18 protein-coding genes are annotated in these 19,408 nt (G+C 71.1%); 11 read left to right on the top strand and 7 right to left on the bottom strand.

The features are described from left to right. The first annotated feature begins 30 nt into the window (after nucleotides 1–30). From ACIBJB_RS15400 to ACIBJB_RS15390, 3 genes are all read left to right on the top strand, one after another. Entirely contained in the window at nucleotides 31–1,731 is a 1,701-nt protein-coding gene (locus tag ACIBJB_RS15400) for a BCCT family transporter (protein ID WP_398930562.1), read from the top strand. A 116-nt stretch (nucleotides 1,732–1,847) separates the two neighbouring features. Continuing rightward, nucleotides 1,848–2,873, top strand: coding sequence for an oxidoreductase (locus ACIBJB_RS15395; protein ID WP_398930560.1), 1,026 nt, complete (start codon nucleotides 1,848–1,850; stop codon nucleotides 2,871–2,873). Between the two features lie 48 nt (nucleotides 2,874–2,921). Then, nucleotides 2,922–4,565: an ABC-F family ATP-binding cassette domain-containing protein gene (locus tag ACIBJB_RS15390; RefSeq protein WP_398930558.1), complete on the top strand. Its 1,644-nt coding sequence runs from the start codon at nucleotides 2,922–2,924 to the stop codon at nucleotides 4,563–4,565. Between the two features lie 56 nt (nucleotides 4,566–4,621). Here the strand turns inward: ACIBJB_RS15390 and ACIBJB_RS15385 are convergent, their stop codons facing one another. From ACIBJB_RS15385 to ACIBJB_RS15375, 3 genes are all read right to left on the bottom strand, one after another. Next, complete coding sequence (locus tag ACIBJB_RS15385; RefSeq protein WP_398930556.1) at nucleotides 4,622–6,985, bottom strand: Tex family protein; 2,364 nt, start codon at nucleotides 6,983–6,985, stop codon at nucleotides 4,622–4,624. A 94-nt stretch (nucleotides 6,986–7,079) separates the two neighbouring features. Beyond that, the gene (locus ACIBJB_RS15380; RefSeq protein WP_252100478.1) at nucleotides 7,080–7,211 is read right to left on the bottom strand and encodes an LPFR motif small protein; all 132 of its coding nucleotides are present in this window, start codon (nucleotides 7,209–7,211) and stop codon (nucleotides 7,080–7,082) included. A gap of 88 nt (nucleotides 7,212–7,299) precedes the next feature. Beyond that, nucleotides 7,300–8,169 carry a hypothetical protein gene (locus ACIBJB_RS15375; protein ID WP_398930554.1) on the bottom strand — a complete coding sequence of 290 codons (870 nt, stop codon included), beginning with the start codon at nucleotides 8,167–8,169 and terminating at the stop codon, nucleotides 7,300–7,302. Nucleotides 8,170–8,282: 113 nt separating this feature from the next. Here ACIBJB_RS15375 and ACIBJB_RS15370 point away from each other — a divergent pair, with 113 nt between their 5' ends. Both ACIBJB_RS15370 and ACIBJB_RS15365 read left to right on the top strand, forming a co-directional pair. Further along, nucleotides 8,283–9,242 (top strand): GlxA family transcriptional regulator, encoded by a 960-nt coding sequence (locus tag ACIBJB_RS15370; protein WP_398930552.1) that lies wholly within the window; start codon nucleotides 8,283–8,285, stop codon nucleotides 9,240–9,242. Between the two features lie 11 nt (nucleotides 9,243–9,253). Further along, the gene (locus ACIBJB_RS15365) at nucleotides 9,254–9,904 is read left to right on the top strand and encodes a DJ-1/PfpI family protein (protein WP_398930550.1); all 651 of its coding nucleotides are present in this window, start codon (nucleotides 9,254–9,256) and stop codon (nucleotides 9,902–9,904) included. On the opposite strand, the gene ACIBJB_RS15360 is transcribed toward ACIBJB_RS15365, so the two are convergent. Then, nucleotides 9,876–10,640, bottom strand: a complete 765-nt coding sequence (locus ACIBJB_RS15360; protein ID WP_398930548.1) for an enoyl-CoA hydratase/isomerase family protein — start codon at nucleotides 10,638–10,640, stop codon at nucleotides 9,876–9,878. The genes ACIBJB_RS15365 and ACIBJB_RS15360 overlap by 29 nt on opposite strands. 69 nt (nucleotides 10,641–10,709) lie before the next feature. Here ACIBJB_RS15360 and ACIBJB_RS15355 point away from each other — a divergent pair, with 69 nt between their 5' ends. Next, nucleotides 10,710–11,315: an HdeD family acid-resistance protein gene (locus ACIBJB_RS15355; protein WP_398930546.1), complete on the top strand. Its 606-nt coding sequence runs from the start codon at nucleotides 10,710–10,712 to the stop codon at nucleotides 11,313–11,315. 126 nt (nucleotides 11,316–11,441) lie between these two features. After that, on the top strand, nucleotides 11,442–11,951 hold the full coding sequence (locus ACIBJB_RS15350) for an ATP-binding protein (protein ID WP_398931009.1): 510 nt from the start codon (nucleotides 11,442–11,444) through the stop codon (nucleotides 11,949–11,951). 6 nt (nucleotides 11,952–11,957) lie between these two features. Here the strand turns inward: ACIBJB_RS15350 and idi are convergent, their stop codons facing one another. The 3 genes from idi to galE all read right to left on the bottom strand — a co-directional run bounded on the left by idi (nucleotide 11,958) and on the right by galE (nucleotide 14,781). Beyond that, a complete protein-coding gene (idi, locus tag ACIBJB_RS15345; RefSeq protein ID WP_398930544.1) occupies nucleotides 11,958–12,551 on the bottom strand; it encodes an isopentenyl-diphosphate Delta-isomerase in 594 nt (197 codons plus the stop codon). Between the two features lie 187 nt (nucleotides 12,552–12,738). Further along, on the bottom strand, nucleotides 12,739–13,674 hold the full coding sequence (locus ACIBJB_RS15340; RefSeq protein WP_398930542.1) for a cation diffusion facilitator family transporter: 936 nt from the start codon (nucleotides 13,672–13,674) through the stop codon (nucleotides 12,739–12,741). A gap of 144 nt (nucleotides 13,675–13,818) precedes the next feature. Beyond that, nucleotides 13,819–14,781 carry a UDP-glucose 4-epimerase GalE gene (gene galE / locus ACIBJB_RS15335; RefSeq protein ID WP_398930540.1) on the bottom strand — a complete coding sequence of 321 codons (963 nt, stop codon included), beginning with the start codon at nucleotides 14,779–14,781 and terminating at the stop codon, nucleotides 13,819–13,821. 277 nt (nucleotides 14,782–15,058) lie between these two features. Between galE and ACIBJB_RS15330 the strand changes: the two genes are divergently transcribed. From ACIBJB_RS15330 to ACIBJB_RS15315, 4 genes are read left to right on the top strand one after another with little or no spacing between them, the layout of a single operon-like run. After that, nucleotides 15,059–16,846 carry a DUF5941 domain-containing protein gene (locus tag ACIBJB_RS15330; protein WP_398930538.1) on the top strand — a complete coding sequence of 596 codons (1,788 nt, stop codon included), beginning with the start codon at nucleotides 15,059–15,061 and terminating at the stop codon, nucleotides 16,844–16,846. Next, the gene (locus ACIBJB_RS15325) at nucleotides 16,843–17,595 is read left to right on the top strand and encodes a sugar phosphate nucleotidyltransferase (RefSeq protein WP_398930536.1); all 753 of its coding nucleotides are present in this window, start codon (nucleotides 16,843–16,845) and stop codon (nucleotides 17,593–17,595) included. Before ACIBJB_RS15330 ends, ACIBJB_RS15325 begins: the two co-directional genes overlap by 4 nt. After that, entirely contained in the window at nucleotides 17,583–18,644 is a 1,062-nt protein-coding gene (locus ACIBJB_RS15320; RefSeq protein ID WP_398930534.1) for an iron-containing alcohol dehydrogenase family protein, read from the top strand. The genes ACIBJB_RS15325 and ACIBJB_RS15320 overlap by 13 nt, the downstream gene beginning before the upstream one ends. Further along, on the top strand, nucleotides 18,622–19,401 hold the full coding sequence (locus ACIBJB_RS15315) for a CDP-alcohol phosphatidyltransferase family protein (protein ID WP_398930532.1): 780 nt from the start codon (nucleotides 18,622–18,624) through the stop codon (nucleotides 19,399–19,401). Before ACIBJB_RS15320 ends, ACIBJB_RS15315 begins: the two co-directional genes overlap by 23 nt. The last annotated feature ends 7 nt before the right edge of the window (nucleotides 19,402–19,408 follow it).

Raw genomic sequence — 19,408 nt, 5'->3', positions numbered from 1 at the left:
TATCCACCGCTCCAGGGGAAGGTGCCGCAGATGACTGAAGACCTGAAGAAGAGAGGGGGCCGGGAAGACCCCGCGGGGACTCTCGGCCACCAGACCGACCGGGTGGTGTTCGGAGTCACCGCCGCCATCACCCTGGCCTTCGTGATCTGGGGCTGGGCGGCGACGGACTCCCTGGAGGACGTCTCCACCTCCATGCTCAACGGGCTGATCCACAACGGCGGCTGGGCCTTCATGCTGGCCGCCTCGTGTTTCGTGGTGTTCGCCCTGTGGCTCGCGATGAGCCGCTACGGCCGTATCCACCTGGGCGCCGAGGGCGAGGAGCCCGAGTTCAAGACGGTGTCCTGGGTCGCGATGATGTTCAGCGCCGGCATGGGCATCGGCCTGATGTTCTACGGCGTCAGCGAGCCGCTCTCGCACTACACGACCCCGCCGCCCGGCACGAATCCCGCCAACTCCGGTGAACGCATGGAGACGGCGATGGCCACCACCCTCTTCCACTGGACCCTGCACCCCTGGGCGATCTACGCGGTGGTCGGCCTCGGCATCGCCTACAGCACCTTCCGCAAGCGCAGGCGCCAGACCATCAGCGCCGTCTTCACCCCGCTCATCGGGGAGCGGCACGCCAACGGCGGCGCGGGTCGGGTGATCGACATCCTCGCGATCATCGCCACCGTCTTCGGCTCCGCGGCCTCGCTCGGTCTCGGCGCCCTCCAGATCGGCTCCGGCTTCCAGGAGCTGGACTGGATGGACGACGTCAGCACCGGTCTGCTCGTCACGATCATCGCCGTGCTGACCCTGGCCTTCGTGCTCTCGGCCGTCTCCGGCATCGAGCGGGGCATCCAGTGGCTGTCCAACACCAACATGGTGCTCGCCCTGATCCTCGCCGTGTTCGTGTTCATCGCCGGCCCCACGATCATCGTGCTCGACCTGCTCCCCACCTCGGTCTTCTCCTACCTCGGCGACCTGCCCCAGCTCGCCGGACGTACCGAGGCCAGTGGCGGCAAGGGCGTCGCGGACTGGCTCGGCAGCTGGACCGTCTTCTACTGGGCCTGGTGGATCTCCTGGACGCCCTTCGTCGGCATGTTCATCGCCCGCATCAGCCGCGGCCGCACCATCCGGCAGTTCGTCGGCGGTGTCATCCTCGTGCCCAGCACGGTCAGCCTGGTCTGGTTCGCGGTCTTCGGCGGAACGGCCATGAAGCTGAAGGAGGGCGGCGCGCTCGGCGGCGAGTCGACTCCGGAGGGCCAACTCTTCGGCGTGCTCCAGGAGTTCCCCATCGCCACCGCCACCAGCCTGCTGGTGATGATTCTGGTGGGCATCTTCTTCGTCTCGGGAGCCGACGCCGCGTCCATCGTGATGGGCACGCTCTCCCAGCGGGGCGCCCTCGAACCCGGCCGATTCGTCGTCGTGTTCTGGGGTGTGGTCACCGGAGCGGTCGCCGCCATCATGCTGCTCGTCGGCAGCGGTCAGGGCGACGCGCTCACCGGCCTGCAGAACCTCACGATCCTCGCCGCCGCGCCCTTCGTGCTCGTGATGATCGGCATGTGCGTCGCCCTCATGCGCGACCTGCGCCGGGACCCGTTGATCGTGCGCGGCGAGATGGGCTCCGAGGCCGTCGAACTCGCCGTGATCGAGGGCCACAGGAAGTACGACGGCGACTTCGGGATCCAGATCGGCCCGGGCCCCGGCACCGGGACGGAGGGCGACCCGCTGGGCCACGACCACAGCTGAGTACGGCGCACGTCGGGAGGAGGCGAGCCAGGCCACCGCCTCCTCCGCGCCGCCCGGCGTGAGCGGAATGACACATGCCGTGCTCGGACCGGCCCAAATCCGGGAATACTCACACCATGTCTGCCGCATACGCGACCTTCGGCCTGGCACCGGCGATGCGTGCCGGTGGAGTCCTCGCCAACGGTGACTTCCAGATACACCGGGACTTCGTGGACTTCATCGTCGACGGGCGCCCACTCCTCTTCCAGCTCTCCGACCTCGACGCCGTCTCCCCCCTCGCCTCCGACGTCCCACCCGCGATCTTCACCGCCCAGGTCCGCAGCTTCCTGGGCGAGACGGACGCCCCGCTTCCGAGCGGTCGTCACGTCATCTACGGCTGCCCCGAGTGCGAGGACCTCGCCTGCGGAGCCGTCACCGCGGTCATCGAGCGGGACGGCGACGACTTCATCTGGCGGGACTTCGCCTGGCAGACCGAGGAGGCCGTGGACCTCCAGCTCAACGGCTACCACGGCATCGGGCCGTTCCGCTTCCAGGGCGCCGAGTACCGTGCGGCCCTCGACTCCCTGCTCCACGGCACCGACCCGGAGGGCGCCCGCCGCCGCGTCCTGCTCGTCGGTGCCCGCGTCGCCGTCCTCGCCAAGCTGGCCGCCGCCCTGCGCACCATCGGCATCGGCGCCGACATCACCCGTGACGTGGGCGCCGTCCACGCCGACGAACTGCGCGGCTACGGCGCGGTCGCCTTCGGCCGCGCGGTCACCGAGGAGGAACGTGCCGCCGTACGCCACTCCTTCGAACGTGCGGGCGTCGACGTGACCTACGTCGACGGCCTCGCCCCGATCATTCCGCTGCTCGTGGCCCAGATCGAGCACGCCCTGGACCGCAGCCCCGCCGAACGGCGCCGGCTGACCCGGCTGGTCGCCGCCGACGGCGAGGCGGCCGTCGAGGTCACCTCACCGTGCCGGGTGCGCCTGACGGCGTACCGCCTCGACCGGCTGTACCGCACCCACGCCCACGAGGTCTTCGACGGCGTCCTGGAAGCGGGCCGGCACCGTATCGCCCTGGACGCCAAGGCGGTGAAGGGAGAATCGTTCGTGGTGGCGCGGACGTCGGGAAGTGTCCTGGTGGAGGCGATGGCCCGCTGAGAACCGGGGCACCGGGCAACGGCCACCGCCGTTAGGATCGACGGTCTGATGACTGCCACTCTCGTCGCCAAGAACCTCGCCGCCGGCCACGGCGACCGTTCCCTGTTCAGCGGGCTCGACCTCGTCGTCGCGCCCGGAGATGTGATCGGCCTGGTCGGGGCCAACGGCGCGGGCAAGTCCACGCTGCTCAGGATGCTCGCGGGCCTGGTCACGCCGGAGGAGGGGGAGCTCAGGCTCTCCCCGCCGACTGCGTCCGTGGGGCACCTCCCGCAGGAGCCGGAGCGGCGCCCGGGCGAGACCGTGCGGGAGTTCCTCGCCCGCCGTACCGGAGTCGCCGAGGCCCAGCGGGTGATGGACGAGGCCACCCAGGCCCTGGTCGACGGGGCGCCGGGAGCGGACGACGCGTACGCCACCAGCCTGGAGCGCTGGCTGGACCTCGGTGGCGCCGACCTCGACGAACGCGCCGAGGAGGTCGCCGACTCCCTGGGACTCGCGGTCGACCTGGACCTGCCGATGACCTCCCTGTCGGGCGGCCAGGCGGCCCGCGCGGGCCTCGCCTCCCTCCTGCTCTCCCGCTACGACGTCTTCCTCCTCGACGAGCCGACCAACGACCTCGACCTGGACGGCCTGGAGCGCCTCGAGCGGTTCGTGAAGGGCCTGCGCGCCGGCACGGTGGTGGTCAGCCACGACCGCGAGTTCCTCACCCGCACCGTCACCAAGGTCCTCGAACTCGACCTGGCCCAGCAGCGGATCACCCTCTACGGCGGCGGCTACGAGGCCTACCTGGAGGAGCGTGAGGTGGCCCGCCGGCACGCCCGGGACGACTACGAGGAGTACGCCGACAAGCGGACCGCCCTCCAGGACCGGGCGCAGATGCAGCGCTCGTGGATGGACAAGGGCGTGAAGAACGCCCGCCGCAAGGCGAACAACGACAACGACAAGATCGGCCGCAAGTTCCGCAGCGAGGCCAGCGAGAAGCAGGCCGCGAAGGCCCGCCAGACGCAGCGGATGATCGAACGCCTCGACGTCGTCGACGAGCCCCGCAAGGAATGGGACCTGCGGATGGAGATCGCGTCGGCCCCGCGCTCGGGCGCGGTCGTCGCGACGCTACGGGACGCCGAGGTCCGCCACGGCGACTTCGTCCTCGGCCCGGTGTCCCTCCAGATCGACTGGGCGGACCGGGTGGCGGTCACCGGCGCGAACGGCGCCGGCAAGTCGACGCTGCTCGGCGCCCTGCTGGGCCGGGTGCCGCTGACCGCCGGCCAGTCCTCCCTGGGCTCCGGCGTCCTGATCGGCGAGGTCGACCAGGCCCGCGAGCTCTTCCACGGCGAGGAGTCCCTGCTGGACGCATTCTGCGCGGCGGTCCCGGACACGGAACCGGCGGAGGTCCGCACCCTCCTGGCCAAGTTCGGCCTGAAGTCGGACCACGTCCTGCGCTCGGCGGCGACGCTGTCGCCCGGCGAACGCACGAGGGCGGCCCTGGCGTTGCTCCAGGGCAGGGGCGTCAACCTCCTGGTCCTGGACGAGCCGACGAACCACCTGGACCTGCCGGCCATCGAACAGCTGGAGTCGGCGCTGGACGCCTACGAGGGCACCCTGCTCCTGGTCACCCACGACCGCAGAATGCTGGACGCGGTGAGGGTGACCCGCCGCCTGGAGCTCTCATCAGGCAAGGTGACTGAAGCGCCCTGAAGGGGCGCGGGGAACTGCGCGACCAGCCCCCACCGGCCCGCAGTTCCCCACAACCGTTACCGCCCCTTTTTCTTGGATTCGAGCAGCCCCGCCTTGCGCAAGGCGTCAGCCATCGCACTGTTGCCAGGAGCAGGCGCCTGCTGACGCGGTTGCTGCCGCTGCTGAGGCGGCCGCCCACCCCGCTGCTGCTGTCGCCGCTCCCCACCGGAGGGCTTCGCCGCGGCCTCGTCATCCAGCCGCAGCGTCAACGAGATCCGCTTCCGCGGAATATCAACCTCCAGCACCTTCACCTTGACGATGTCACCGGGCTTGACCACATCCCGAGGATCCTTGACGAACGTCTTCGACAGCGCGGAGACATGCGCCAGACCGTCCTGGTGGACACCGACGTCGATGAACGCCCCGAACGCCGCCACGTTCGTCACGACCCCCTCCAGCACCATCCCGGAGGACAGGTCGGAGATCTTCTCGACGCCCTCCTTGAAGGTCGCCGTCTTGAAGGCGGGCCGAGGGTCGCGCCCCGGCTTCTCCAGCTCCTTGAGGATGTCGGTCACGGTGGGCAGACCGAACGTCTCGTCCACGAAGTCCTGCGGCCTCAATGACCGCAGCACACCCGTGTTGCCGACGAGGGAAGCGACGTCCTGCCCAACGGTCTTCACCATGCGCCGCACGACCGGGTACGCCTCGGGGTGCACGCTGGAGGAGTCCAGCGGGTCGTCGCCGCCTCGGATCCGCAGGAAGCCCGCGCACTGCTCGTACGCCTTGGGACCCAGCCGGGCCACCTTCTTCAGCTCGGTGCGCGCCTTGAAGGGACCGTTGGCGTCCCGGTGCGACACGATGTTCTCGGCGAGCCCGGAGGTGATCCCGGAGACCCGGGCGAGCAGCGGGGCGGACGCGGTGTTCACGTCGACCCCCACGCCGTTCACACAGTCCTCCACCACCGCGTCCAGCGAACGCGACAGCTTCACCTCGGACAGGTCGTGCTGGTACTGGCCGACGCCGATCGACTTCGGGTCGATCTTCACCAGCTCGGCCAGCGGGTCCTGGAGCCGGCGCGCGATGGAGACCGCGCCGCGCAGCGACACGTCCATGTCCGGCAGCTCCTGCGAGGCGAACGCGGACGCCGAGTACACGGAGGCGCCCGCCTCGGACACCATCACCTTGGTGAGCTTCAGCTCCGGATGCCTGGTGATCAGTTCACCGGCGAGCTTGTCGGTCTCGCGGGACGCCGTGCCGTTGCCGATCGCGATCAGCTCGACCGCGTGCTCCTTGGCCAGCCGGGCCAGCTTGGCGATCGCCTCGTCCCACCGGTTGGCCGGGACGTGCGGGTGGATGACGTCGGTGGCGACCACCTTGCCGGTCGCGTCGACCACGGCGACCTTCACACCCGTACGGAATCCGGGGTCCAGGCCCAGCGTCGCGCGCGTGCCGGCCGGGGCGGCGAGCAGCAGGTCGCGGAGGTTGGCCGCGAACACGTTGACCGCCTCGTCCTCGGCGGCCGTACGCAGCCGCAGCCTGAGGTCGATGCCGAGGTGCACGAGGATGCGGGTCCGCCAGGCCCAGCGGACCGTGTCCGTCAGCCACTTGTCGCCGGGACGGCCGCGGTCGGCGATCCCGAACCTGTGGGCCACCATGCCCTCGTAGGACGAAGGCCCCTCCGTGGCCTCCTCCGGCTCCAGGACGAGGTCGAGGACCTCCTCCTTCTCGCCGCGCAGCATCGCCAGGATCCGGTGCGAGGGCAGCTCGGTGAAGGGCTGGGCGAAATCGAAGTAGTCGGCGAACTTGGCGCCCGCCTCCTCCTTGCCCTCGCGCACCTTGGCCGCCAGACGGCCACGCACCCACATGCGCTCGCGGAGCTCGCCGATCAGGTCGGCGTCCTCCGAGAAACGCTCGGTCAGGATCGCCCGGGCGCCGTCGAGCGCGGCCTGCGCGTCGGGCACGCCCTTGTCGGCGTCCACGAACGCGGCGGCCGCGGCGAGCGGTGCGACACCCGGGTCCCCGAGCAGGCCCTCGGCGAGCGGCTCGAGGCCGGCCTCGCGGGCGATCTGCGCCTTGGTGCGGCGCTTCGGCTTGAACGGCAGATAGATGTCCTCGAGGCGCGCCTTGGTCTCCGCGCCCCGGATCCGCGCCTCCAGCTCCTCGGTGAGCTTGCCCTGCTCGCGCACCGAGTCGAGGATCGCCGTCCGCCGCTCCTCCAGCTCCCGCAGATACCGCAACCGCTCCTCGAGCGTGCGCAGCTGCGCGTCGTCGAGCATCTCGGTCGCTTCCTTGCGGTAGCGGGCGATGAAGGGAACCGTGGAACCGCCGTCGAGCAGTTCCACGGCAGCCTTGACCTGCCGCTCCCGTACGCCGAGTTCCTCGGCGATCCTGCTTTCGATCGACCCTGCGTTGGTGGACCCGCTGGACCCGGGTGTCGTCACGATCCCGTACCGCCTTCTCACTGAGGTTGCGCGGCAATTGTGGCAGGCGGCACCGACAGTCGGGGATCAGGGCGCGGTCATCCGGCCGTGGTCATCAGGCCCTGCGGCTCCTCGTGGAGCTGGACGCACCGCCGAAGAGCCGGGCGAGCGCCCGGAACGGCAGCGTCACCACGGTGGCGATGGCGCCACCGATCTGGCGCAGGACGTCTGCGATCGCGCGGAACATGTGCATCCCCTTTCCTCTCCCGGCCACCACGACCGGGAGAAGAACGGGTACCTCCGTGACGGCCCGGCAATCTTCGGGACCCGGAAGTTCAGCGCTTGCCGATCAGGTCCGCGGGATAGGCCCCCGCGGCCGCCGCGGTACGCGCGAACCCGGTCGCGAGCTCCGTCAGCCGCCGCACATCCTCGGCCCCGAGGTGCTCGTACGGGGCCCGGTCCAGGCGGTCGGTCTCCGCCTCGATCCCGTCCCGCAGGGCGGTACCCCGCTCGGTCAGCTCACCGTCGGCGTCCAGCACCCCGCGCTCCCGGAGCCGTCCGACGGCCGCGTCCCACTCCTGCCGGGTCCATCCGCGCGTGGTGAACACCCAGGACGGCGTCATGCCGCGGCCCGTCGCGGTGTGGGTCACCAGGGCTTCCAGGCCGTCGAGCTCCGCGGACATCAGGGCGGCGAGATGCCCGTCGCCCCGGTGCTCGCGCAGCAGTGTCGCGGCGTGCCAGAACGCCAGGTGGGGCTCCTGGGGCACCGGCAGGTCGGCGTGCGCGGAGTACAGCGGGCGCGCGGCACGCGAGCAGGCCTCGGTGGCGCGGAGGGCGAGCCGCGCGGCCTCCGCCATCTCCTCCGATGCCACGGTCTCGTCGCCGAGCAGGCGGCGCAGGGTCGCGTCGACGGCACGCACGCGTGCCGCCAGAACCTGCTCGGGCGTGGCGGTCCGCCACACCGCGGGCACGTGCTCGGCCACCAGCTCGTGCTTGTAGTTGTAGAACGCGGCCGTCACCGCCCCCGGTCCGACCGGCCCCAGCGCGGCGGACCGCACCGCGAAGTTGACGGCCCTCGGGTGCGTGACGCCGATCGCGGCCAGCTCCCTGCCCAGGTCCGGAGAGAAGTAGTGCGCGGCGTGCAGGGAGTTGAGCGGGTTGTGACAGCGGCGGCCGGCGCGCGGTTCCAGGACGGCAGTAGTCATGGCGTGCAGGTTACCGACCGCTTGGTATCCCCTCTACAGGGGAGCTCCTCATGGCAGGAAAGGTGGGGAACTCGTCATTGCGGCCATCGCCGGCGCCCCCAAGAATCGAGGACATGGCCCAGCGAACCGTTCTCTTCGTCCTCTTCGACGGCGTGCAGAGCCTCGACGTCACCGGCCCCCTGGAGGTCTTCGCCGGGGCCGAGCAGCACACCCCGGGCACCTACCGCATCCGTACGGCCTCGCTGGACGGCGCTCCCGTACGCACCTCCAGCGGCCTGACCGTCGTACCGGACGAAACCCTCGCGCGGACCGATGCCCCGCACACCCTCCTTGTGCCCGGCGGCCAGGGCACCCGGCGCCCCGACGCCCGCCTCACCGACTGGCTGCGCGAGCACGGACCGCGGGCCGAGCGTCTGGTCTCGGTGTGCACCGGAGCCATCCGGCTCGCCGAGGCAGGGCTCCTGGACGGGCGCCGGGTCACGACGCACTGGGCGTACAGCGACAAGCTCGCCCGCGACCACCCGGCCGTGGAGGTGGACCCCGACCCGATCTACGTACGCGACGGACAGGTGTCGACGTCCGCCGGCGTCACCTCGGGCATCGACCTCGCGCTCGCCCTGGTCGAGGAGGACCTGGGCCGGGACGCCGCCCTCACCATCGCCCGCCACCTCGTCGTCTTCCTGCGGAGGCCCGGGAACCAGGCCCAATTCAGCGCCCAGCTCGCCGCCCAGACCGCCCGGCGCGAACCGCTGCGCGAAGTCCAGCTGTGGATCACCGAGCATCCCGCCGACGACCTGAGCGTCGAGACCCTCGCCGCCCGGGCCCGGCTCTCGCCCCGCCACTTCGCCCGCGCCTTCCAGACCGAGACCGGCATGACGCCGGGCCGGTACGTCGACCGGGTCCGCCTGGAACACGCCCGCCGCCTCCTGGAGGACACCTCGGACGGCATCGAGGAGACATCCCGCGCCAGCGGCTACGGCACGCCCGAGGGGATGCGCCGCGCCTTCGTCAAAGCCCTCGGCACGGCCCCGTCCGAATACCGCCGCCGCTTCCACCCGACCCCGGCCCACTGAAAGGGACTCCCGTGCAGATCGCCATCGTCCTCTACGACCGGTTCACCGCTCTGGACGCCGTAGGGCCGTACGAGACCCTCGGTCGTCTCCCCGACTCCGAGGTCGTCTTCGTCGCCGAGGAGACCGGCCCCGTCCGCGCCGACAGCGGCAACCTCGCGCTGATCGCCGACAGGACCCTGGCCGAGGTACCGAACCCCGATGTGGTGGTCGTCCCGGGCGGCCCGGGCCAGACCCCGCAGATGACGAACGAGACCCTCCTCGACTGGATCCGCGTCGCCGACACCACCAGCACCTGGACGACGTCCGTGTGCACCGGCTCCCTGCTGCTCGCCGCCGCGGGCCGCCTCGAAGGGCGCCGCGCCACCTCGCACTGGCTGGCGCTCGACGAACTTGGGAAGTTCGGGGTAGAGGCGACGGGGGAGCGGGTCGTCACGGACGGCAAGTACGTCACCGCGGCCGGGGTCTCCTCCGGCATCGACATGGGGCTGGCGCTGATCGGCCGCATCGCGGGCGAGTTCGTCGCCCAGGCCGTACAACTGGGCATCGAGTACGACCCGCAACCGCCCTACGACGCCGGAGCCCCGCACAAGGCGCCCGCGGACGTCGTCGAGCTGATCCGGTCGAGGAGCCGGTTCATCCTCGGCCAGGAACCGACCAGGTGAACCGCGGCTGACGGCGCTCCAGGAACGCGGCGACCCCCTCCGCGGTGTCGCCGCTGCCCCGCGCCTGCCCGGCCCAGTACGCGTCCCGGTCCGTGCGCCCGTTCGCGAACTCCTTCGCCGCGGCCTGCGTCAGCTGCGAGCGGGACACCAGGACCCGGGTGAACTCCCCGACCCGCTTGGCGAGTTCACCCTCGGGCAGCACCTCGTCGACCAGGCCCGTGCGCAGCGCACGCTCCGCGTCGATCAACTCGCCGGAGAACAGCAGGTACTTGGCGGCGGCCGGACCGACCAGCGACACCAACCGCCGGGTCGAGGACGCCGGATACACGATCCCGAGCTTCGCCGGGGTCACCCCGAACAGCGAGCCCTCCTCGGCGAACCGCAGATCGCAGGCCGCCGCGAGCTGCGACCCGCCGCCCACACAGTGCCCCCGGATCGCCGCCAGCGTCGGCTTCGGGAACGCCGCGAGGGCCTCCTCGGCGCGCACCGCGAGCCCCTGCGCCTCCTCGGGCGACCGGCGCAGCGTGGAGATGTCGGCGCCCGCGCAGAACGTCCCGCCCTCCCCGGTCAGCACGAGCGCCCGTACGCCCGGATCGGCGGCCAGCGTGTCGAGCAGCGGCGGCAGCGCCCGCCACATCGCGGCCGTCATGGCATTGCGCTTGGCCGGATGGTGGACTACGACGGTAGCGACCGAGTCGGTGACGGTGTGCAGCAGCTGCGGCTCCGAGAGCTCCATAGCGTCGGATGCTAGTCGTATGCCTCGACCGTACGATCAAGAAGGGGGCCGCGGCGCGAGGAGGCCCGCATGGCGGTGAACAGGGCGGAGAACCCCGAGACGGCCAGGCTGAGCCGCGATTTCGGCTGGCTCGCGGCGCTCGGTGTGATCCTGGTGCTCGCCGGACTCGTCGGGCTGATCTACACCGGTGTGGCCACCCTCACGTCGATGATCCTGTTCGGCTGGCTGCTGCTAATCGGAGGCGTCGTCGGACTGCTGCACGCGGTCCAGGCCCGGGGCTCCAACTTCTTCTGGCTCGGTGTCGTGGTCGCCGCCCTGAACATCGCGGCCGGCGTCGTCGTCATCGTGCGCCCGGAGGCGGCGGCCGCGGCCCTGACCATGTTCGCCGCGCTGCTCTTCCTGACCGGCGGGGTGTTCCGGCTGGCCGGCAGCCTGGTGGTGCGCGGACCGCAGTTCGGCTGGACCCTCGTGCAGGGCGCCTTCGGTCTGCTGCTCGGCATCCTGGTACTGGCCTCCTGGCCGAGCAGCAGCAAGTACGTGATCGGCTGCTTCTTCTCGCTGGGCCTGCTCTTCGACGGCTTGGGACTCATGGCCACCGGCTTCGGTGGCCGCAAGATCGTCGGAATGGTCACCGAGCAGCACGAAGCCGCCGTCAAACCGACAGACCCCGAATAGTTCCGCGCGGAATCGGTCAGGGGCACTCGATATCCGCTGACTTCTGTTCAGACATCCGGGGTGGAGTGACGCGCTGCCAACACTCGACATGTGGTGACAATCGAGCGCAAGGGTGGCGACCGAAGAATGGACGACCATGGGCGCGGGTCCGGCCCTCGCCCACCGGACAGCGGAGAAGACCCCCTCGACCCGGGCACACCGGATCCGCTGCCGTACGAGGGTGTGTGGCGGTTCACCGCGCCCGCTGTCGACGCGTCGGTGCCGCAGGCGCGACACGCCGTGCGGGACCTGCTGTACCGCCAGGGAGTGCCCGTCTCGGACGACCTCGTCCACGGCCTCCTGCTGATCGTGTCCGAGCTCGTCACGAACGCCGTCCGGCACGCGGCCCTGCTCTCGCCGTTGCTCGCCGTGGAGGTGGCCGTGGGCGCGGAGTGGGTGCGGGTGTCCGTGGAGGACAACCACCCCTACCGGCCGACCGCTCTGGAGGCCGCCCACAGCGAGACCGGGGGCCGGGGGCTGCTGCTGGTCCGTGAGGTCACCCGGGAGGCGGGCGGGGTCTGCGACGTCGAGCACACGTCCAGCGGCGGCAAGGTGATCTGGGCCGCCCTGCCGCTCAAGTCCGTGCGCGTGTCCTGAGGGTGGTCACCAGCCGGCGGAGGCGCCCGTCAGCTCCCTGACCGCGGGGCGGGCCGCGTCCAGCACCGTCATGAACCAGGACGAGAAGGCGTCCTTCGCGTGCCGCTCCGCCAGCTCGTCCGGCGTCACGAACGCCGTCGCGCCGACCTCCTCCGGGTCCGGGGCGAGCGGCGACTGCACCATGCCGACGAAGAGGTGGTTGTACTCCTGCTCGACCAGACCCGAGTCGGGGTCCGGGTGGTTGTAGCGGACCGTGCCCGCCTCGGCGAGCAGCGACGGGGAGACGCCCAGCTCCTCGTACGTCCGCCGGGCCGCCGCCGCGAAGGGCGCCTCGCCCGGGTAGGGGTGGCCGCAGCAGGTGTTGGACCACACGCCGGGGGAGTGGTACTTGCCCAGGGCGCGCTGCTGGAGGAGCAGCCGGCCCCGCTCGTCGAAGAGGAACACCGAGAAGGCGCGGTGCAGCTGCCCCGGCGGCTGGTGGGCGGCGAGCTTCTCCGCGGTGCCGATCGTCACACCGTGCTCGTCGACCAGTTCCAGCAGGATCGCGTTCGCGGCGCCGTTCGACGGAGTGTGCGTCGTGGTGGCAGGTGTGGTCGGCATACCCATCCTTCACATCGGTCTTCGCGCCCCAAGTGTGCCGCACTGATCCGGCACCCCCGGCAGTTGATCGTGCCCGGCGCGGCGGGCGGGGAACCGCTCGGGGCGGTGCTGTGGGGTGGAGGACGCAAAGGTGCGCCGGATCGGTGCATTCCGTCAGAACGGGCGTTTCATGCACCGTACACGCGTGTCAGTGGCACAGCCGTGCCTCGTGCGCCGCGTGCCCGCTCGGCTCCAGCTGGAAGGTGCAGTGCTCCACGTCGAAGTGGTCGCCGAGGCAGTTCTGGAGTTCGTGCAGCATCTTCTCGTGGCCGATCGCGCTGAGGACGTCGGAGCGCACGACGACGTGCGCGGACAGCACCGGCATGCCCGAGGTGATCGTCCAGGCGTGCAGGTCGTGGACGTCCTCCACGCCGTCCAGGGCCAGGACGTGCGTCCGCACCTCCGTCATGTCGACGTCCTTCGGTGCCGACTCCAGCAGGACGTCGAGGGTTTCGCGCAGCAGCTTGACGGTGCGCGGCACGATCATCACGCCGATGACGAGGGACGCGATCGGGTCGGCGGCCTGCCAGCCCGTGGTGAGGATCACCACGGCCGAGATCAGCACCGCGACCGAGCCGAGCGCGTCCGCCGCGACCTCCAGGAACGCCCCCCGGACGTTCAGGCTCTCCTTCTGGCCGCGCATCAGCAGGGTCAGGGAGATCATGTTCGCGACCAGACCGATGGCGCCGAACACGATGGTCAGCCCGCCCTCGGTGCCGGCCGGCGTGACGAACCGCTGGATCGCCTCGTACAGGACGTAGCCGCCGACGCCGAGCAGCAGCAGACAGTTCGCGAGGGCGGCGAGGATCTCGGCGCGGGCGTACCCGAAGGTGCGGTTGCCGGTCGCCGGGCGGTTCGCGAAGTGGATCGCGAGGAGGGCCATGCCGAGGCCCAGCGCGTCCGTCGCCATGTGCGCCGCGTCGGCGACCAGGGCGAGGGAGTCCGCGAGGATGCCGCCGACGATCTCGACGACCATGACGGTGAGCGTGATCGACAGCGCCACCCGCAGCGTGCCGGCGTACGCCGCGGTCGCCGTACCGCCGGCCGGCGCATGCGAGTGCCCGTGATCGTGCCCTGCCCCCATGGAACCCGCCTCCTGCGCGTGTGTCCCGGAACGGCCCGTCCGGGATCACAGTGAACTACGGGCAGGGGGTATCGGGCAACGCGGCACTGAACACCGTTGTCGTATGCCCTGACCTGCGGAAACGAAGCGCAGGTCAGGGCACCCTCAGTGGTGGTGAAGGAGCCAGCCCCGCCAGGCGGAGTCGATCATCTCGCGCACCCCTCGCCGCGCGCTCCAGCCGAGCGTGTCGGCGGCCCGGGCGGCCGAGGCCACCGACACGGGCGCGTCTCCCGGACGCCGGGGCTCCACGACGGCCGGCCGTCGGTCTCCGGTCACTTCACCGATCACCGTGACCATCTCGCGTACGGACACGCCCTCGCCGCGACCGATGTTGACCGTCAGGTCACCGCGCTGTCCGCTCAGGTGCCTGGCCGCCGCGAGATGGGCCTCGGCCAGGTCGGACACATGGATGTAGTCACGGACGCAGGTGCCGTCCGGCGTCGGGTAGTCGTCACCGAAGATGCGCGGGGCCTCGCCGCGGGTGAGCCGGTCGAAGACCATGGGCACGATGTTGAAGACCCCGGTGTCCGCGAGTTCCGGCGTCGCGGCGCCGGCGACGTTGAAGTAGCGCAGACAGACGGTGGAGATCCCGTGTGCCTGCCCGGCCGCCCGCACCAGCCACTCCCCGGCGAGCTTCGTCTCGCCGTACGGGTTCACGGGGGCGCACGGCGTCTCCTCCGTGATCAGTTCCACATCGGGGTTGCCGTAGACGGCCGCCGACGAGGAGAACAGGAAGCGCTCGACACCGGCTTCGGCGACCGCCTCCAGGAGGGTCGCGAGGCCGCCGAGGTTCTCCTGGTAGTAGCGGGTCGGCTGTGCCACCGACTCCGCGACCTGCTTGCGCGCCGCGAGATGCACCACACCCGTCACCGCGTGGTCGGCCAGCACCCGCTTGAGCAGGCCGCCGTCGAGGGAGGAGCCCCGCACCAGCGGCACGTCGGCGGGGAGCCGCGTGGGCACGCCCGCGGAGAGGTCGTCCAGGACGAGCACCCGCTCCCCGGCCCCCGTCATGGCCCGCGCCACATGCGCCCCTATGTACCCGGCACCGCCGGTGATCAGCCACGTCATGGTCGCCCACCCTATGCCGCCGCTCCGGGCTCCCAGCGATGTCCCGGATGTCCGCTCTGTGGGGCGCGGTTTGTGAGCGGGGGCCCGCATCACCGATGATGATCGCGGCAAAGGCCGGGGGAGGCGGCGTTGATCGGCCCGTTAACGGGCGGTGAACGCAGTCTTCTTGGCATCCGATAGCCTCTGCCGACATGCCGCCCGCCTGGTGCAGCCAAGGGGCGCCCCCATCGTGCACATGACCGGCGCCCGCGCGTCGGCACCCAGGGAGTGAGTTCGGTTGTCGACCGCCATCCTCACCGGTCAGCCGGTCCCCGGATCGTCGATCGAGGGTGATCTGCGGTCCCTCGGCTTCGACGTGCGGGTCGCCGCGGACGCCGCCGACGCCGAACGGCTGGTCGCCGAGGCGCCCGGCGACCAGCGCGTCGCCCTCGTCGACGCCCGCTTCGTCGGTCATGTACACGCGCTGCGCCTGGGCCTCACCGACCCCCGCTTCCCGCTCGCCGCCGTGCCCGGTGCCGTCACCGCACAGCCCGAAGGGCGCGTGACGCTCACCCGGGCGCTGGCCCGCGAGAACTCCGCGGGCGGCGGCACGGCGGTCGCAGTGGACAGCCTCCCCGACCGCATCGTCACCGCGCTGGCCGACGACGGCGCCGAGGTGTACCGCCCCGAGCTCGGCAGCCTGGTCGCCGCCGTCCCCGCCGACCCGCAGGCCCGCAACGAGGCACGGCAGGCCGTCGCGGACGTCGACGACGAGGCCGTACGCCTGAAGTCGGCCGTGAAGTCCCGGGACGGCTTCTTCACCACCCACTTCATCAGCCCCTACTCCCGCTACCTCGCGCGCTGGTGCGCCCGCCGCGGCCTGACCCCGAACCAGGTCACCACCGCCTCCCTGATCACCGCGCTCATAGCGGCGGCCTGCGCGGCCACCGGTACCCGCGGCGGATTCATCGCCGCGGGCGTCCTGCTCATCGCGTCCTTCGTCCTGGACTGCACCGACGGCCAGCTCGCCCGCTACTCCCTCCAGTACTCCACGCTCGGCGCCTGGCTCGACGCCACCTTCGACCGGGCCAAGGAGTACGCCTACTACGCGGGCCTCGCCCTCGGAGCGGCCCGCGGTGGCGATGACGTCTGGGCGCTGGCGCTGGGCGCGATGATCCTGCAGACCTGCCGGCACGTCGTCGACTTCTCGTTCAACGAGGCCAACCACGACGCCACGGCCAACACCAGCCCCACGGCAGCCCTTTCGGACAAACTCGACAGCGTCGGCTGGACGGTGTGGGTCCGGCGGATGATCGTCCTGCCGATCGGTGAGCGCTGGGCGATGATCGCGGTCCTGACGGCGGCCACCACGCCTCGTGTCACCTTCTACGCCCTTCTCGTCGGGTGCGCCTTCGCGGCGACCTACACGACGGCGGGCCGGGTGCTGCGGTCGCTGACCCGCAAGGCGCAGCGCACGGACCGGGCGGCGCAGGCGCTGGCGGACCTCGCTGACAACGGGCCGTTGGCCGGCCTGTTGGCGCGTGTCTCGCGGGCCCCTCTCCCAGGCCCCCTGGCAGTGGCGCTGGCCGGCACGGTGATCCTGACCGTCACCCTCCTCTCCGGGGACACCTGGGCGCCCGTCGGCGGTGCCTTGGTCTATGCGATCGCCGCCGGTCAGGCCCTGTACCGCCCCCTCAAGGGCGCCCTCGACTGGCTCGTCCCCCCGCTCTTCCGGGCCGCCGAATACGGGACCGTCCTGGTCCTCGCGGCGAAAGCGGACGTGAACGGAGCCCTTCCCGCGGCTTTCGGCCTGGTGGCCGCCGTCGCCTACCATCACTACGACACGGTGTACCGCATTCGCGGCAACGCCGGAGCGCCCCCGGCCTGGCTGGTGCGCGCCATCGGGGGGCACGAGGGACGGACGCTGCTCGTCACCGTCCTGGCCGCGCTGCTCACCGCTTCGCAGTTCACGGTCGCGCTCACGGTCCTGGCCGTGGCGGTGGCCCTGCTGGTGCTCGTCGAGAGCATCCGCTTCTGGGTGTCCGCAGGGGCGCCCGCCGTACACGATGAAGGAGAACCCGCATGATCGGCCTTGTGCTGGCGGCCGGCGCCGGACGCCGTCTGCGCCCCTACACCGACAGCCTTCCCAAGGCTCTGGTGCCGGTGGGCCCCGCGGGCATAGAGGGCGAACCCACGGTCTTGGACCTCACCCTCGGCAACTTCGCCGAGATCGGTCTGACCGAGGTCGCGGTCATCGTCGGCTACCGCAAGGAGGCCGTGTACGAGCGCAAGGCGGCGCTGGAGGCGAAGTACGGCCTCCAGCTCACCCTCATCGACAACGACAAGGCCGAGGAGTGGAACAACGCCTACTCCCTGTGGTGCGGCCGTGACGCCCTCAAGGACGGCGTGATCCTCGCCAACGGCGACACCGTGCACCCGGTCTCCGTCGAGAAGACGCTGCTCGCCGCCCGCGGCGAGGGCAAGCGGATCATCCTCGCCCTGGACACCGTGAAGTCCCTCGCCGACGAGGAGATGAAGGTCGTCGTCGACGCCGAGAAGGGCATGACGAAGATCACCAAGCTGATGGACCCGGCCGAGGCCACCGGCGAGTACATCGGCGTCACCCTCATCGAGGGCGCCGCCGCCCCGGAACTGGCCGACGCCCTGAAGACGGTGTGGGAGACCGACCCGCAGCAGTTCTACGAGCACGGCTACCAGGAGCTCGTGAACCGCGGCTTCCGCATCGACGTCGCGCCGATCGGTGACGTCCCGTGGGTGGAGATCGACAACCACGACGACCTCGCCCGTGGACGGGAGATCGCGTGCCGCTACTGACAAGGCTGATTCCCTCGCCGGTCGTCGTGGACATCCGCCCCGGTGCCCTCGACGACCTGGCCGGTGTGCTCGCCGACGAGCGGATCTCGCACTCCGGCAAGCTGGCCGTCGCCGTCAGCAACGGCTCCGGGACCAAGCTGAAGGAGCGGATCGCTCCCGCCCTGCCCGGCGCCACCTGGTACGAGGTCGGCGGCGGCACCCTCGACGACGCGATCCGGCTGGCCGGCGAGATGAAGGCCGGCCACTACGACGCGGTCGTCGGACTCGGCGGCGGTAAGATCATCGACTGCGCCAAGTTCGCCGCGGCGCGCATCGGCCTGCCCCTGGTCGCCGTACCGACCAATCTCGCGCACGACGGCCTGTGCTCTCCCGTCGCGACCCTCGACAACGACGCGGGCCGCGGCTCCTACGGCGTGCCCAACCCGATAGCGGCCGTCATCGACCTCGACGTCATCCGCGAGGCCCCGGTGCGCTTCGTGCGCGCGGGCATCGGCGACGCGGTCTCCAACATCAACGCGATCGCCGACTGGGAGCTGGCGAACCGCGTCAAGGGCGAGAAGATCGACGGACTCGCGGCCGCCATGGCCCGCCAGGCAGGCGAGGCCGTGCTCCGGCACCCGGGAGGGGTCGGAGACAACGACTTCCTCCAGGTGCTCGCCGAGGCCCTCGTCCTCACCGGGGTCGCGATGTCGATCTCGGGCGACTCACGGCCCGCGTCCGGCTCGTGCCACGAGATCAACCACGCGTTCGACCTGCTCTACCCCAAGCGCGCCGCCGCCCACGGCGAGCAGTGCGGCCTGGGCGCGGCCTTCGCGATGTACCTGCGCGGAGCCCACGAGGAATCGGCGTACATGGCCGAGGTGCTGCGCCGGCACGGACTGCCGGTCCTGCCGGAGGAGATCGGCTTCACGCCCGCGGAGTTCGTCCGCGCCGTGGAGTTCGCCCCGCAGACCCGCCCCGGCCGCTACACCATCCTCGAACACCTCGACCTCAAGACCGACCAGATCAAGGACATCTACACCGACTATGTCAAGGCCATCGGTAGCTGAACTCCGTCCGGTCGTCCACCCCGCAGGGGTCAAGGACCGGCGCAGCGGTGAGCACTGGATGGGACGCCTCTACATGCGTGAGGTGTCCCTGCGGGTGGACCGCTACCTGGTGAACACCAGGGTCACGCCCAACCAGCTCACGTACCTGATGACCGTCTTCGGCGTCCTCGCGGCCCCGGCCCTCCTGGTGCCGGGCATCCCGGGAGCCGTGCTCGGCGTGGTGTGCGTCCAGATGTACCTGCTGCTCGACTGCGTCGACGGCGAGATCGCGCGCTGGAAGAAGCAGTACTCGCTCAACGGCGTCTACCTCGACCGGGTCGGCGCCTACCTCACCGACGCCGCCGTGCTCGTCGGATTCGGACTGCGCGCCGCCGACGTGTTCGGCAGCGGCCGTATCGACTGGCTGTGGGCCTTCCTCGGCACCCTGGCCGCCCTCGGCGCCATCCTGATCAAGGCCGAGACCGACCTGGTCGGCGTCGCCCGCCACCAGACCGGGAAGCCGCCGGTCCAGGAGGCCGCCGCCGAGATGCGCACCTCCGGCATGGCGCTGGCCCGCCGGGCCGCCGCCGCGTTCAAGTTCCACCGGCTGATCCTCGGCATCGAGGCCTCCCTGCTGATCCTGGTCCTCGCGATAGTGGACCAGCTGCGCGACGACCTGTTCTTCTCGCGGCTCGGCGTCGCGGTGCTCGCCGGTATCGCCCTGCTCCAGACCCTGCTGCACCTCGTGTCGATCCTCGCCTCCAGCAGGCTGAAGTGAGCACCGG

Source organism: Streptomyces sp. NPDC050759 (assembly GCF_044456945.1).
Classification (GTDB): domain Bacteria; phylum Actinomycetota; class Actinomycetes; order Streptomycetales; family Streptomycetaceae; genus Streptomyces.
This window is presented reverse-complemented; position numbering and strand designations above follow the sequence as displayed.